Annotated in this window: 13 protein-coding genes; 9 read left to right on the top strand and 4 right to left on the bottom strand. The window is 68.0% G+C overall.

The features are described 5' to 3' along the window. Nucleotides 1-73 precede the first annotated feature (73 nt). Nucleotides 74-502, bottom strand: a complete 429-nt coding sequence (locus tag QX204_RS05635) for an SgcJ/EcaC family oxidoreductase (protein WP_301905516.1) — start codon at nucleotides 500-502, stop codon at nucleotides 74-76. Between the two features lie 435 nt (nucleotides 503-937). On the opposite strand from QX204_RS05635, the gene QX204_RS05630 reads away from it, so the two are divergent. The 6 genes from QX204_RS05630 to QX204_RS05605 all read left to right on the top strand — a co-directional run bounded on the left by QX204_RS05630 (nucleotide 938) and on the right by QX204_RS05605 (nucleotide 7854). Further along, the gene (locus tag QX204_RS05630; protein ID WP_301905515.1) at nucleotides 938-2722 is read left to right on the top strand and encodes a nitrite/sulfite reductase; all 1785 of its coding nucleotides are present in this window, start codon (nucleotides 938-940) and stop codon (nucleotides 2720-2722) included. A gap of 44 nt (nucleotides 2723-2766) precedes the next feature. Then, nucleotides 2767-3462 carry a phosphoadenylyl-sulfate reductase gene (locus QX204_RS05625; RefSeq protein ID WP_301907915.1) on the top strand — a complete coding sequence of 232 codons (696 nt, stop codon included), beginning with the start codon at nucleotides 2767-2769 and terminating at the stop codon, nucleotides 3460-3462. Next, entirely contained in the window at nucleotides 3441-4418 is a 978-nt protein-coding gene (gene cysD / locus QX204_RS05620) for a sulfate adenylyltransferase subunit CysD (RefSeq protein WP_228537684.1), read from the top strand. The genes QX204_RS05625 and cysD overlap by 22 nt, the downstream gene beginning before the upstream one ends. Continuing rightward, the gene (locus tag QX204_RS05615) at nucleotides 4418-5713 is read left to right on the top strand and encodes a sulfate adenylyltransferase subunit CysN (protein ID WP_301905514.1); all 1296 of its coding nucleotides are present in this window, start codon (nucleotides 4418-4420) and stop codon (nucleotides 5711-5713) included. The genes cysD and QX204_RS05615 overlap by 1 nt, the downstream gene beginning before the upstream one ends. Continuing rightward, nucleotides 5713-6609: a sirohydrochlorin chelatase gene (locus QX204_RS05610; protein ID WP_301905513.1), complete on the top strand. Its 897-nt coding sequence runs from the start codon at nucleotides 5713-5715 to the stop codon at nucleotides 6607-6609. The genes QX204_RS05615 and QX204_RS05610 overlap by 1 nt, the downstream gene beginning before the upstream one ends. Before the next feature lie 306 nt (nucleotides 6610-6915). After that, the gene (locus QX204_RS05605; RefSeq protein ID WP_301905512.1) at nucleotides 6916-7854 is read left to right on the top strand and encodes a DUF8832 domain-containing protein; all 939 of its coding nucleotides are present in this window, start codon (nucleotides 6916-6918) and stop codon (nucleotides 7852-7854) included. A 310-nt stretch (nucleotides 7855-8164) separates the two neighbouring features. Here the strand turns inward: QX204_RS05605 and QX204_RS05600 are convergent, their stop codons facing one another. Continuing rightward, nucleotides 8165-8788 (bottom strand): TetR/AcrR family transcriptional regulator, encoded by a 624-nt coding sequence (locus QX204_RS05600; RefSeq protein WP_301905511.1) that lies wholly within the window; start codon nucleotides 8786-8788, stop codon nucleotides 8165-8167. Between the two features lie 101 nt (nucleotides 8789-8889). On the opposite strand from QX204_RS05600, the gene QX204_RS05595 reads away from it, so the two are divergent. Then, nucleotides 8890-10308 (top strand): MFS transporter, encoded by a 1419-nt coding sequence (locus tag QX204_RS05595; protein WP_301905510.1) that lies wholly within the window; start codon nucleotides 8890-8892, stop codon nucleotides 10306-10308. A 14-nt stretch (nucleotides 10309-10322) separates the two neighbouring features. After that, a complete protein-coding gene (locus QX204_RS05590) occupies nucleotides 10323-11018 on the top strand; it encodes an SGNH/GDSL hydrolase family protein (protein ID WP_301905509.1) in 696 nt (231 codons plus the stop codon). 21 nt (nucleotides 11019-11039) lie between these two features. Here QX204_RS05590 and QX204_RS05585 read toward each other — a convergent pair whose 3' ends face one another. Beyond that, nucleotides 11040-11978, bottom strand: coding sequence for a helix-turn-helix transcriptional regulator (locus tag QX204_RS05585; RefSeq protein WP_301905508.1), 939 nt, complete (start codon nucleotides 11976-11978; stop codon nucleotides 11040-11042). A 94-nt stretch (nucleotides 11979-12072) separates the two neighbouring features. On the opposite strand from QX204_RS05585, the gene QX204_RS05580 reads away from it, so the two are divergent. Next, nucleotides 12073-12471, top strand: a complete 399-nt coding sequence (locus QX204_RS05580; RefSeq protein ID WP_301905507.1) for a VOC family protein — start codon at nucleotides 12073-12075, stop codon at nucleotides 12469-12471. Nucleotides 12472-12475: 4 nt separating this feature from the next. Here QX204_RS05580 and QX204_RS05575 read toward each other — a convergent pair whose 3' ends face one another. After that, a complete protein-coding gene (locus QX204_RS05575; RefSeq protein WP_301905506.1) occupies nucleotides 12476-13270 on the bottom strand; it encodes an HAD family hydrolase in 795 nt (264 codons plus the stop codon). Between the last annotated feature and the right edge of the window lie 51 nt (nucleotides 13271-13321).

The raw sequence follows: 13321 nt of genomic DNA, 5'->3' as shown, positions 1-13321 counted from the left end.
CGGAAGCAGCGCTGGTAGTCACGCCTCCAGTCTGCCGGGCCCCGGTACCGCGCCCCGCGCGACCCCTCTCGCGTCAGTCCGTCACGACCGGGGTGTTCTGGTTGGCGGTGAGCACCCAGCCGCCGTCCTCCTTCGTCATCACATACATCGGCGTGCCCTGACCGGACAGCTCGCCGTCGAGGGTGAAGTAGCTCTGGCGGATCTTGACGGCGGCGACATCGGGCCGCAGGAAGAGCACGTGCTCGACGTCGTAGGTCGCGGAGCCGTGCGTCGTCGCGCCGGGCAGCACCTGAGCGGTGAACTCGGCGATAGCCGGGCGGCCGAACAGGCGCTTGCCATGGCCGGTGGTCCAGATCGCGTCTTCGCGGAAGACGGCGACGAACTCCTCGGCCAGTTCGTTGGCCTGGGCGTGCGCGATGGTGTCGACGACGGCGCGGATAGCCGCGAGTTCGGCGTCGAGGTCGGCGGGGGTCTGACCGGTGGCAGTGGCGTCGTTGCTCATACGACTACTGTGCAACCTCGAGCGCGCTCCAGGTCAACCGAGCTGTGCGACACCGCACACGCGCCCGCTCGGGCGTATCACAGGTCGGTTCCGGGCGGTGGGCTATGACCCCCGTCACAGAACAGGACGGCCGTCCAGGGAATTTCCCCCAAAAGTGCGGGAAATATCTCCTTGCGGTCGGAACGACCCGGTTGACGTGGCACAATAGGCTCATGCACGCAACTGGAGTACGACTCGTGGCCCGTCGCCACGTCGACTTCCAGCGTGTCTGCAGCGCCTGTTGTCGGCCCGGTTTCCACCGGTAGCGCAGCGGCGTCCACGCCCGGGTATCCCCCGGTGCCTTCGACTTTCATCGGCCCGCTGACCGCCTGACGCGAGCCAGCCCCTCGCGCCTTCAGCACGGATGTCCAACCACCCCGCAGGAGCGACCCCACCATGACGTCGAGCACCGACGCCGGTTCGACCGAACAGTCGACGGCGCAGGCCCGCACTGAGCGTTCAGCTGCCCAGCGCCCGGCCCGCCCGAGCACCGATGCCCCGGTCGCACCGCGCGCCCGCACCGGAAAGCCGGTCCGCCGCCGCTCCGAAGGCCAGTGGGCCCTCGGTTACCGCGAGCCCCTGAACCCGAACGAACAGTCCAAGAAGGACGACAACCCGCTCAACGTGCGCGCGCGCATCGAGAACATCTACGCCAAGGGCGGCTTCGACTCGATCGACAAGGCCGACCTTCGTGGCCGATTCCGCTGGTGGGGTCTCTACACCCAGCGCGAAGAGGGCTACGACGGCAGCTTCACCGACGACGACAACATCGACCTGCTCGAAGCCAAGTACTTCATGATGCGGGTGCGTTGCGACGCGGGCGCGCTCAGCGCCGCCCAGTTGCGCACCGTCGGGCAGATCTCCACCGAGTTCGGCCGCGACACCGCCGACCTGTCCGACCGCGAGAACGTCCAGTACCACTGGATCGAGGTCGAGAACGTCCCGGAGATCTGGCGTCGGCTCGAGTCGGTCGGTCTGCACACCACCGAGGCGTGCGGCGACTGCCCGCGCGTGATCCTCGGTTCGCCGCTGGCCGGTGAGTCGCTCGACGAGATCATCGACCCGACCCCGGCGATCGACGAGATCGTCAAGCGCTACATCGGGAAGAAGGAGTACTCCAACCTTCCCCGCAAGTTCAAGACCGCGATCTCGGGCCAGCAGGATGTGGTGCACGAGATCAACGACATCGCCTTCGTCGGCGTGAACCATCCCGAGCACGGCCCCGGTCTGGATCTGTGGGTCGGTGGCGGTTTGTCGACCAACCCGATGCTGGCCCAGCGCGTCGGCGCGTTCGTGCCGCTCGACGAGGTGCCCGATGTGTGGGAAGCGGTGGTCGCGCTCTACCGCGACTACGGCTACCGCCGCCTGCGCACCAAGGCCCGGCTGAAGTTCCTGATCAAGGACTGGGGCATCGAGAAGTTCCGTCAGGTTCTCGAGGACGAGTACCTGAAGCGCAAGCTGATCGACGGCCCCGCCCCGGAGCAGCCTGCCAAGCCGATCGACCACGTCGGTGTGCAGAAACTGCGCAACGGCCTGAACTCCGTGGGGTTCTCCCCCATCGCCGGTCGTGTCTCGGGCACCATCCTGAGCAAGGTCGCCGACGCCGCGGAGAAGTACGGCTCGGATCGCATCCGCTTCACCCCGTACCAGAAGCTGATCGTCCTCGATATCCCCGACGACCAGGTCGACGCGCTGATCGACGAGCTCGAACCACTCGGCCTGCAGGCCCGCCCCTCGGTCTGGCGCCGGAACCTGCTCGCGTGCAGCGGCATCGAGTTCTGCAAGCTCTCCTTCGTCGAGACCCGCAAGCGTTCACAGGTACTCGCGCCGGAGCTCGAGCAGCGCCTGGCCGATATCAACGCCGAACTCGATGTGCCGATCACCATCAACATCAACGGCTGCCCGAACTCGTGCGGCCGGTCCCAGATCGCCGATATCGGCTTCAAGGGCCAGCTCGTCGACGACGGCACCGGGAATCAGGTGGAAGGTTTCCAGGTTCATCTCGGTGGCAGCCTCGGCCTGGACAGCGCGTTCGGCCGGAAGTTGCGGCAGCACAAGGTGACCAGCGTCGAGCTCGGTGACTACATCGATCGCGTCGTCCGCAATTTCGTCAAGAACCGGGAATCCGGGGAACGCTTCGCGGTGTGGGCTGTTCGCGCCGACGAGGCCGACCTCCGATAGTCGATGAGGAGATCCCCACTGTGACAACGAATCTCGCGGCAAAAATGTCCGAAGAAGAACTGCGTACGCTCGCCGAGCAGGGCGCGGCCGAGCTGGGCCCCGATGCCTCGCCCGCCGACCTGATCGCGTGGACCGACCGCAACTTCGGCAACGGCTACATCGTCGCCTCGAATATGCAGGACGGCGTGCTGGTTCATTTGGCCGCGCAGACCCGACCCGGTGTGGACGTGCTGTTCCTCGACACGGGCTACCACTTCGCCGAGACCATCGGCACCCGTGACGCGGTCGAGGCCGTGTACGGGGTGAACGTGGTCAATGTGCGCCCCGAGGCGAGCGTCGCCGAGCAGGACGAAGTGGTCGGCAAGGATCTGTTCGCCCGTGACGCCGCCGAATGCTGCCGGCTGCGCAAGGTCGTCCCGCTGAAGCGGTCACTGAGCGGCTACAACGCGTGGATCACCGGCATTCGCCGCGTCGAGGCGCCCACCCGCGCCAACGCGCCGCTGATCTCGTTCGACGAAGCCTTCGGCCTGGTGAAGATCAACCCGATCGCGCCGTGGTCCGACGACGAGATGCAGGCCTATATCGAGGCCAACGGCATTCTCGTCAATCCCCTGGTGGAGGAGGGTTACCCGTCCATCGGCTGCGCGCCGTGCACGCGCAAGCCCGAGCCGGGATCCGATCCGCGCAGCGGCCGTTGGGCCGGTATCGCCAAGACCGAATGCGGATTGCACCAATCATGACCATCACCACCACTGGGAGTGAGCCTGTGAGTACCAACACCACCGAACGCGAGCTCGGCCTGACCGAGTTCGACACCCTCGCGGCGCTGGAATCCGAGGCGATCCACATCTTCCGTGAGGTCGCGGGCGAATTCGAGCGCCCCGTGATCCTGTTCTCCGGCGGCAAGGACTCCACCGTCCTGCTGCACCTGGCACTCAAGGCCTTCTGGCCCGCGCCGCTGCCGTTCACGCTGCTGCACGTGGACACCGGGCACAACCTCGACGAGGTGCTCGAGTTCCGCGACAAGGTGGTCGAGCGCTACGGCCTTCGCCTGCACGTCGCCTCGGTCGAGGAATACCTCGCCGACGGCCGCCTGACCGAACGCCCCGACGGCATCCGTAACCCGTTGCAGACCGTGCCGCTGCTCGACGCCATCACCGAGCACCGCTTCGACGCGGTCTTCGGCGGCGGGCGCCGCGACGAGGAGCGTTCGCGCGCCAAGGAGCGGATCTTCTCGCTGCGCAACGCCTTCGGCCAGTGGGACCCGAAGCGTCAGCGGCCCGAGCTGTGGAACCTCTACAACGGCAAGCACGCCGCGGGTGAGCATGTGCGCGTGTTCCCGCTGAGCAACTGGACCGAGCTCGATATCTGGCGCTACATCGCCCGCGAGGACATCGACCTGGCCTCGATCTACTACGCGCACGAGCGTCCGGTGTACTCGCGTGACGGCATGTGGATGACTCCCGGCGTGTGGGGCGGTCCGAACGAGAACGAGGTCCTGGAAACCCGTTCGGTGCGCTACCGCACCGTCGGCGACGGTTCCACCACCGGCGCCATCATCTCCGACGCCGCCGACAACCAGGCCATTCTGGCCGAGGTCGCGGCGTCCCGACTGACCGAACGCGGCGCCACCCGCGGCGACGACCGTGTGTCGGAAGCCGCCATGGAAGACCGCAAGCGAGAGGGTTATTTCTGATGTCCGACCTATTGAGGCTGGCCACCGCCGGTTCTGTCGACGACGGTAAGTCCACCCTGGTCGGACGCCTGCTCTACGACACGAAGTCCGTGCTGGCCGATCAGATCGATGCCGTCACGCGCGCTTCGGTCGACCGTGGGCTGTCCACGCCCGATCTGTCGCTGCTCGTCGACGGCCTGCGCGCCGAGCGCGAGCAGGGCATCACCATCGACGTGGCGTACCGCTATTTCGCTACGCCCAAGCGGTCTTTCGTGCTCGCCGATACCCCGGGGCACGTGCAGTACACGCGCAACACGGTCTCGGGTGCCTCCACCGCGCAGCTGGTGATTCTGCTGACCGACGCCCGCAAGGGTGTCATCGAGCAGACCCGTCGCCACGCGGCCGTGCTGGCGCTGCTCGGTGTGCCGCGTCTGGTGCTCGCGGTGAACAAGATCGACCTGGTCGACAATCCGGCCGAGGTGTTCGCCGAGATCTCCGCCGAGTTCAACGACCTCACCTCGAAGCTTGGCTGGGCCGCCGAAGACGTCATCGAGATCCCGGTCTCGGCGCTGCACGGCGACAATATCGCCAGCCGCTCGGAGAACACCCCGTACTACGACGGTCCCTCGCTGATCGAGCACCTGGAATCGGTTCCGGTGGACGCGGATTCGACCGGCACGCACGCGCTGGGTCTGCGTTTCCCCGTGCAGTACGTGATTCGCCCGCGCACCGCCGAGTACCCCGACTACCGGGGCTACGCGGGTCAGATCGCGGCGGGTTCGGTCTCGCCCGGTGACGAGATCGTGGTGCTGCCCTCGGGCAAGAAGACCACCGTCGAGCGCATCGACACCCCCGACGGCGAACTGGCCGTGGCGCAGGTGGGACGCAGCGTCACGCTGATCCTGGCCGACGAGGTCGACATCTCGCGTGGCGACATCATCGCCTCGGCGCACGACGCGCCGGAGCCCATCGACACGTTCGACGCGACCGTGTGCTGGCTCGGCGACAAGGGTCTGCGACCCGGCGCCCGGCTGCTGCTCAAGCACGGCGCCAAGACCACGCAGGCCATCGTCGGCGCGCTCGTGGAGCGGTTCGACGAGCAGACGCTCACCGCGCAGCCGAACCCGGAATCGCTGGAGCTCAACGACATCGGTCGGGTCTCGCTGCGGCTGGCCGAGCCGATCCCGGCCGACGACTACCGCACCAACCGGCACACCGGGTCGTTCCTGCTGATCGACCCCGCCGGTGGCAACACCCTCGCGGCCGGCCTGGTCGGCGACGTGCTGGCTTCGGTCGAGGTCGGTACCGCGGTCTGATGTATCGCCTGTCCGCCCCGCCGCGTGGTGCCGTCCCGGCGCCACGCGGCGCAGGCGGGCCCGCGTTGATCGCGGTCGCCCACGGCAGCCGTGATCCGCGTTCGGCGGCGACCATGGCGGCCGTGGTCGCCGAAGTCGCCGCCGCCCGGCCAGATATCCCGGTTCGGCTGGCTTTCCTCGATCTCAGCGCCCCTTCGGTGAACGAGGTCGTCGACGATCTCGCCGCGCGGGGGCACACCGACGTGATCGTCGTGCCCCTCTTACTCGGCAGCGCTTTTCACGCGCGAGTCGACCTTCCGGCGCTACTGGCCGAGGCCACCCGTCGGCACTCCCGGCTCCAACTCTCCCAGGCACCTGTCCTCGGCCCCGACCCGCTGCTCATCTCGGCACTCGCCGATCGGGTCGCAACGGCGTGCGGACTCCCGTCACTCGCGGCCCCGATGGCGACAGATTCGCAACCGGCGGCAGGTCACGCCTCGATGGGACCACCGTGGCTCGCGCCGCTCAGCGTGGTGACTCCCGCGACCGGACCGCTAGGTGGCCCTTCGCTGGGGATCGCCGTCGCCGCTGTCGGATCGCGCGATGCCGCGGCCAATCGCCGGACCTCCGTCGTGGCGCGCCGGCTGGCGGCGGTCACCGGCCGCCCCACCGAAATATGCTTCGCGACAGTGGAACCCGGCCTCGCTCCGGCCGTGGATCGACTGCGCGCTCGCGGCGCGGAAAGCATCGTCGTCGCGCCGTGGTTCTTGGCGCCGGGGCTGCTGACCGATCGACTGATCGCGGCCGCGCCCGAGGTCGTGCATGCCGACGTCATCGGCGCGCACACCGCGCTGGTCGACGTGATCTGGACCCGTTACGACGTCGGCGTCGCCGCCGATCTCGAACTCTCCGCCTGATTCCAGCGCGAATGCCGACTTCCTTACCGATGTCGTAACTCGTCGTAACTCGACCTGCGATATCCTCTCCGCCCTCGCGAGTGCAGGCCATCGGAGTCTTCACCGTGACCCGCGCCCCCCATTCGATGGACGCCGTCGGCGACAAGGCCGCACGTCACCGAGATCGACGCCCCACCGACCAACAGGTCTACAGGCCCCACATGTCGGCACACCAGTGCCACGGCTCACACACCTACACGCCTTGCAACATACCCCCAGGGGGTATAAGTTCGAGTCAACACACAGCGAACTGCGAGAGGCGAAACGATGACCATCAACGCCCACGGCGATCATTTGAACCACAGCACTCACGAAGCGCCCGCCGACAACCACGGCCGACAGGAGGCCGCCGAGCACGCCGCACCCCTAACTGCCCACAGGGGGCACGGTCCGGCTACGCATACCGCCGAACACGGCGGTTCACACTCAGGACATGCGGCCGGTCACGCCGGACACGATGCGGGTTCACCCGGCGGACTGCAGATCACGCAGGACGGATACACGCTCGATCTCGATACCGCGATCGCCGAAGCGGGCAGGATCGACTTCCGGTTTCGGATCCTCGGCCCGGACGGATCGGCCGTCACCGAGTTCGACGCGATTCACGATCGGGAACTGCACCTGATCGTGACGCGACGGGAGTTGACCGGGTTCTGGCACGTGCATCCGCAGCGGGAAGCGGACGGCACATGGGCGATCCAGCTCGAACTGCCCGAGGCGGGGGCTTACCGGGTGTTCACCGATATCGCCCCGCGAACCCTCGGCCGGACGATCACACTCGGCGCGGACCTGGCCATCGCGGGACACTATGCACCGCAACCGGTTCCAGCGGAAACCCGCGCCATCGCCGTCGACGGCTATGAGGTGACCGTCGACGGCGAGCTGCGCGCCGAAGGCGATCTGCTGACGCTCACCGTGCGCGAGAACGGCGAGCCGGTAACCGATCTACAGCCCTACCTGGCGGCTTTCGGCCATCTCGTCATCCTTCGCGCAGGAGATCTCGCCTACATCCACGTACACCCCAACGGCGAACCCGGCGACGGCGTCACCCCCTCGGGCCCCGAAATCACCTTCCACACAGCGGTTCCCGGCCCGGGCGTCTACCGACTGTTCCTCGATTTCAAGCACGACGACGTAGTCCGCACCGCCGCCTTCACTCTCACCGCCGCTCCCCAGCACGCCCCCGATCACAACCACCACCAGTGATCCCGGCCGTACCCACGCACCACACGGAGCACAGACGGCGCCGCTACCCTCACCGGTGGCGGCGCTGTTGCGTTCCGCCTCCCCGTCGAAACAGTGTCATCTCCGCTGCGGCCCGATCACCCTGGAATCCCCAGCCATCACCATCGCAGAACTCCGCGCCGCGTATTCCAGCCGGAATCTGGACACGGGCGAGCTCGCCAGCTCCCGCGAGTGACCCATGCTCTCCGGAATCACTGACCGAAGCGGGTCGACGAAGCAGCGTTTCCCGTCGCGCCAGAGCTGAATACGCGCAGACCGCGAGGGTGCCCGGCTAGGCCCCACTCGACGCGTCCGACAACAAGCGAGTCGCGATGGTGCGGGCCGCTTCGACACGGGCCGAATCACCGGTCTGGCGAGCGATATTGGCGGCGCTCACGATCGCGTCGAGCTCGAAGACCAGCAGATCGGGGTCGACGTCGGCGAGTTCGCCCATGGCTTGGGCCTTGCGGACCTCAGCGGCGAGGAAGGACAGCCAGCTGTCGTGGTCGGCTACCACTGCGTCGCGCACGGGGCCGGGCTTGCTGCTGAATTCGGTGAGGGTGGCCACCCGGAAACAGCCGCCGGGGAAGGGGGGATTCTCGATGTGGGCGAACCAGCTGTCGACCATCGCGCGGACCCGGGTTCCGCCGCGCGGGGTGCGCAGGCCGGGGGCGACGACACGCTCGATGAAGATGTCGCGGCCGGCCTGGACGGCGGCGAGTTGCAGGGCTTCCTTGGTACCGAAGAGGGTGGCGATGCCGCTCTTACTGATGCCCAGGTCGGTGGCGAGCCGGCCGATGCTGAGGCCGTCGAGACCTTCGACGGAAGCAAGTTCGGCGGCGCGACGGGCGATGGTGGCGCGGGCACGGGCGCCCTTGGCCAACCGCTGGTCGCTCGATTCCGTCAGCTGGGTCATAGAAATCATTCTTCCACTGCGGGGTTGCGAAGGCGAACGATCGGTCGTACTTTTATTTGCGAACGAACGTACGTTCTTATTTCTCCCCCGAAGGACTCCGTATGACCGACGTGTCAGCTCGGCCCGAAGATCCGCTCGACTCCGCGACTCCCGACGCCAGCGCCGCGGGCGGCACCCTCGCAGTGGCCGCGGGCGCCGCATTCATCGCCTTCCTCGATCTCTCCGTTGTCAACATCGCGTTCCCGACGATCGCCCTGAGTTATCCCGGCACCTCCACCGGCACGCTGACCTGGATCGTCAGCGGCTACGCGATCGCGTTCGCCGCACTGCTCACCCCGGCCGGTCGCATCGCCGACGCCCTCGGCCGGCGGCGTCTGTTCGCCCTGGCACTGGCCGGATTCGCCGTCACCTCACTGCTGTGCGGGCTCGCACCCGGCGCGGACTGGCTCATCGCGGGACGAGTTCTGCAGGGCATCACGGCGGCATTCATGGTGCCCGCGGCACTCGGACTGGTCTTGGAGGCCACGCCTCGGGCGAAGATCGGCGCCGCCATCGGCGTCTGGTCGGCAGCCGGCGGGTTCGCGGCGGTGGTCGGTCCGGCGCTCGGTGGCGCGTTGGTCGAGGTGTTCGGCTGGCGTGCGGTCTTTCTGATCAATGTGCCGATCGCGGTGGCGTTGATCGTGCCGGGGCTGCGGCTGCCCGGCGGCGACAAGGCGGCGGGCGAGACGGCGCTGCCCGATCCGCTCGGCACGCTCGCCGTCGCGATCGGACTCGGCGCGATCGTCGCCGCCGTCACCGAGGGTCAGTCATGGGGTTGGACCGCGCCCGGCACCCTCGTCGCCTTGCTCGGCGGTAGCGCGTTGACGGTGTTCGCGCTGGTTCGCTCGCGTCGACATGCCAACCCCGCGGTCGCCGTCCAGCTCTGGCGTGAGCGGCAATTCGCGCTCGCGAACGCGGGTTCGTTCCTGTTCGGCGCCTCGATGTTCGCGTGGCTGCTGGCCGGGCCGCTCTTCCTGAACGCGATCTGGGGCTACTCCGTACTCGAGTCGGCGGCGGCGCTGACCGTCGGCGCCGTGGCATCGATGGTGACCGCCGTTGTCACCGGCCGGATCACGACACCGCGTGGACAACGGTGGGTGGGGGTGCTCGGCGGGCTGATGTCGACAGCCGCGCTGGCCTGGATGAGCACCGACGCGTTCGGGCCCGAACCCGCGCTGTGGACGACGTGGATCCCCGCCGGTGTGCTCGGCGGCGGTGGGATCGGCATCGTGGTGACGGTGCTCGGCACAGCGGCGGCGAATTCTGTTCCACCGCAGCAGTTCGCGGCGGGTATCGGGATGAACCTCACCGCTCGGCAGGTGGGAGGCGCACTCGGCATCGCCGTACTGGCGGCGATCTTCTCGGCGACCTCCGACGACCCGCTCAGCGGTTTCCACATCCTGTTCGCCGTGTGCGCGGGGATCAATATCGCCGTCGCCGTGGTACTCGCCTTGCCCGCACAGGCCCGTTCGACCAACTGAACCAGGAGATCGACATGTCTTCCAGCACACCACTGTCCGTAGAATTCACCGTCGAGGCCGAGGACCCGCTGGTGCCGGCGTCGGAGCAGCTCACCGCACTCCTCGCGGGGGCACCGTGGCAGCGTTTCGCGGTGCTCGGCGATTCCATCGCCGCGGGGACCGGGGATCGAAGCCCCGGTTACGCCCCGACCGGCTGGGCCGACCGGGTCGCGGCGAGCCTCGCGTCGGTGAATCCCACACTGGCCTACCGCAATACGGGGCGCATCGGTGCGACCAGCGGCCAGGTCATCGAGCGGCAGCTGTCCGAAATCCTGGATTTCGCACCGGATCTCGTGCATGTCAGCTGCGGCGGCAACGATCTGTTCACGGCAGGAGGCAATGTCGATCAGCTGCGAGAGAATCTGTCCACGATCCTCACGGCGCTGGCCGCCACCGGGGCGCAGCTGTCGATGTTCACGATGGCCGACGTGTGGGACGTCGAACGAATGGCGCCGATGCGCCCCATGCGGTCACAGATGATGGTGCTCAACGAGGTGCTGCGGGCGGTGGCCGACGAATTCGATGCGGTACTCACCGAATTCTGGACGCACCCACTGCGGTCGCGACCCGAGTTGATGAGCGCCGATCTCATCCACTTCACCACCAGCGGGCACGCGGTAGTGGCCGGTGAGGTGGCCAGGTCGCTGGCCGCGCGCATCGACAGGGCATAGTGGACGCACTGCGCGGGACACTCAGCTGTTGTCGCGCACCAGTCGAGTGCCGAGTGCTACCAGTTCTGATCTGACCTCGGCGGGGCCGACGACCTCGATGTCCCCGCCCCAGCCCGCCAGCTGCCGGGCGAGCATTTTCGTGGTGTCGGCGGTGATCTGCGCTCGCACCCGGCCGTCCGGGGCCGGGCCGAGCAGGGTGCAATGGCGGCCCTGTTGGTCGGCCAAGGTGGGGGCGAGACCGGCGGAGACGAGGACCGTCGCGGCGACAGCGGCGCGACGGCCCTCCATCCGCTCGACAATCTGTGACCACTGCGCCTGTAGATCGAAATCCGCAGGCCGCTCAGCTGTTTCCTCGAGGGTGACCACGTCGACGACACGGTCCAGCCGGAAGGTGCGCTGCCCGCGTTCAGTGCCCGCGACGAGGTACCAGACCGTTTCCTTCTCGACCAGGCCCCAGGGATCGATCGTGCGGACCGTGCGTTCACCCCTGCTCAGATAGTCGATGCGGACGCGGCGGCGATCCACCACCGCCCGTTGCACAGTCTCGAGCACCGCGGGCGCTTCCGGGTCGGGGCGCCCCCAGCGGGCCGGATCGACCACGACGGCGTCGGCCGCGGCGGCCGCATCGGCACGGAAGGTATGCGGGAGGGCCCGAACCAGCTTGCGAAGCGCGGACTTCAGTTCGGGCGCGGCCTGGGCCGCCGGACCAGCGAGCAGGAACAGCGCCCTGGTCTCCCCCGCCGTGAGTCCGGACAAGTCTGTGCGTGCGCCGCCGATCAGCGACCAACCGCCCCCGCGACCCGATTGCGGGTAGACCGGGATGCCCGCGGCCGACAAGGCCTCGAGGTCACGCCGGGCCGTCGCCACCGAGACCTCGAGCTCGGCGGCTACCTGGGCGGCGGTCACCCGCCCGCGCGCCTGCATCAACAACAGGGTCGCTACCAATCTATCGGCTCGCATACTCGGCAATTCTGCCGAACAAAGTGCTCATTCGGTGAGCACTTTGCCTGGCAAAGTCGTTTTCACACCGAAGCGACAACCGAATGGAGCAGACATGCTGCGCGGAATGGCCACCACCACCTACTACGCCGACGACCTCACCGCCGCCAAGGACTGGTACAGCGAATTCCTCGGCATCGCGCCGTACTACGAGGTCCCCGGTGGGTACTACGAGTTCCGGCTCGGGCCGTTGCAGGCCGAGCTGGGAATCATCAACCGCGCGTACGGCCCGGCGGGCGCGCACAATGCGCCGGGCGGGGGCGGGGTGGTGTTCTGGCAGGTCGACGACCTCGCGGCCACCTTCGCCCGACTGCTCGAGCTGGGCGCCACCGAGTACGAGCCGATCACCGAGCGTGGGGAGGGTACGGGCTTCGCGACCGCGGCGGTCCTCGACCCGTTCGGCAATGTGCTCGGGATCATGGCCAACCCCCACTTCGTGGCGATGACAACCTAGGAAATCAGGAGAACCAGCGTTCGAGGACGGTGGCGACACCGTCCTCGCTGACGTGACCGGTCACTTCGTCGGCCAGGGCCAGCACGGACTCGGGCGATCCGGCCATCGCCACTGAATGTGCTGCCCAGCGCAGCATCTCGCGGTCGTTGAAGCCGTCGCCGATGGCCAAGGTCGCCTCGGCCTCGATGCCGAGAAGAAGCCGAAGTTGTTCCAGCGCCCAGCCTTTGGATACCCCACGGCGGGAGACGGTGAGCCATGGGCCGAACTCACCGTGCACCCAGGACGCGTCGGGAACGTCGAAGGTTTGCAGCAGACGCAGCATTTCATCGGGGGTGCCGTCGGGCCACCAGCCGTTGAGGCGCGGCGTCGGCACACTGCTGAGCTCGCGGTGGTCGACGAGCTGGAAGTCGCCGATCGAGAACTCCCCCGGCCCGTGCCCGGTCGCCCAGATCCCGATGCCGACCCGTTCCGCGGCGAAGACCATCTCCGGGAACAACGCGCGCAGCGCGAGCACCGCCGGTCCCGGATCGAAGGATTGGACCGCGACCGGCTCGCCGCGCGCCACGTCGATGTGCACAGCGCCGTTGGAACACAACGCATGCCCCTCGGCGAGCCCGAGCTCGCTCAGCACCGGACGCGTGGTGAGCAGGGTGCGCGTGGTGACCACCACATGCGCCCCCGCCGACACCGCCGCGCGCACGGCGGCCCCCACCCGCGCACTGATCTCGAACCCTGTCGCCAGCAGAGTCCCATCCACATCGAGCGCGATCAGCTTCGGCGCTCCCCCGACTTCAGCCACTGTCCTATTGTGCCCGCCCCCACCGACACCCACCGCCGTTTCACCGCCGCC

It is taken from the genome of Nocardia sp. PE-7, from assembly GCF_030486425.1.
GTDB lineage: Bacteria > Actinomycetota > Actinomycetes > Mycobacteriales > Mycobacteriaceae > Nocardia > Nocardia salmonicida_A.
Note: the sequence above shows the minus strand (reverse complement) of the source record. Positions and strands in the feature narration are given on the sequence as shown.

What these genes read in the sequence shown, in the direction of transcription:
- QX204_RS05630 (WP_301905515.1), top strand. Translation starts at nt 938, where the DNA reads ATGACGTCGAGCACCGACGCCGGTTCGACCGAACAGTCGACGGCGCAG.
- QX204_RS05580 (WP_301905507.1), top strand. Translation starts at nt 12,073, where the DNA reads ATGCTGCGCGGAATGGCCACCACCACCTACTACGCCGACGACCTCACC.
- QX204_RS05610 (WP_301905513.1), top strand. Translation starts at nt 5,713, where the DNA reads ATGTATCGCCTGTCCGCCCCGCCGCGTGGTGCCGTCCCGGCGCCACGC.
- QX204_RS05605 (WP_301905512.1), top strand. Translation starts at nt 6,916, where the DNA reads ATGACCATCAACGCCCACGGCGATCATTTGAACCACAGCACTCACGAA.
- QX204_RS05595 (WP_301905510.1), top strand. Translation starts at nt 8,890, where the DNA reads ATGACCGACGTGTCAGCTCGGCCCGAAGATCCGCTCGACTCCGCGACT.
- QX204_RS05615 (WP_301905514.1), top strand. Translation starts at nt 4,418, where the DNA reads ATGTCCGACCTATTGAGGCTGGCCACCGCCGGTTCTGTCGACGACGGT.
- QX204_RS05635 (WP_301905516.1), bottom strand. Translation starts at nt 502, where the DNA reads ATGAGCAACGACGCCACTGCCACCGGTCAGACCCCCGCCGACCTCGAC.
- QX204_RS05625 (WP_301907915.1), top strand. Translation starts at nt 2,767, where the DNA reads ATGTCCGAAGAAGAACTGCGTACGCTCGCCGAGCAGGGCGCGGCCGAG.
- cysD (WP_228537684.1), top strand. Translation starts at nt 3,441, where the DNA reads ATGCGGATTGCACCAATCATGACCATCACCACCACTGGGAGTGAGCCT.
- QX204_RS05585 (WP_301905508.1), bottom strand. Translation starts at nt 11,978, where the DNA reads ATGCGAGCCGATAGATTGGTAGCGACCCTGTTGTTGATGCAGGCGCGC.
- QX204_RS05600 (WP_301905511.1), bottom strand. Translation starts at nt 8,788, where the DNA reads ATGACCCAGCTGACGGAATCGAGCGACCAGCGGTTGGCCAAGGGCGCC.
- QX204_RS05590 (WP_301905509.1), top strand. Translation starts at nt 10,323, where the DNA reads ATGTCTTCCAGCACACCACTGTCCGTAGAATTCACCGTCGAGGCCGAG.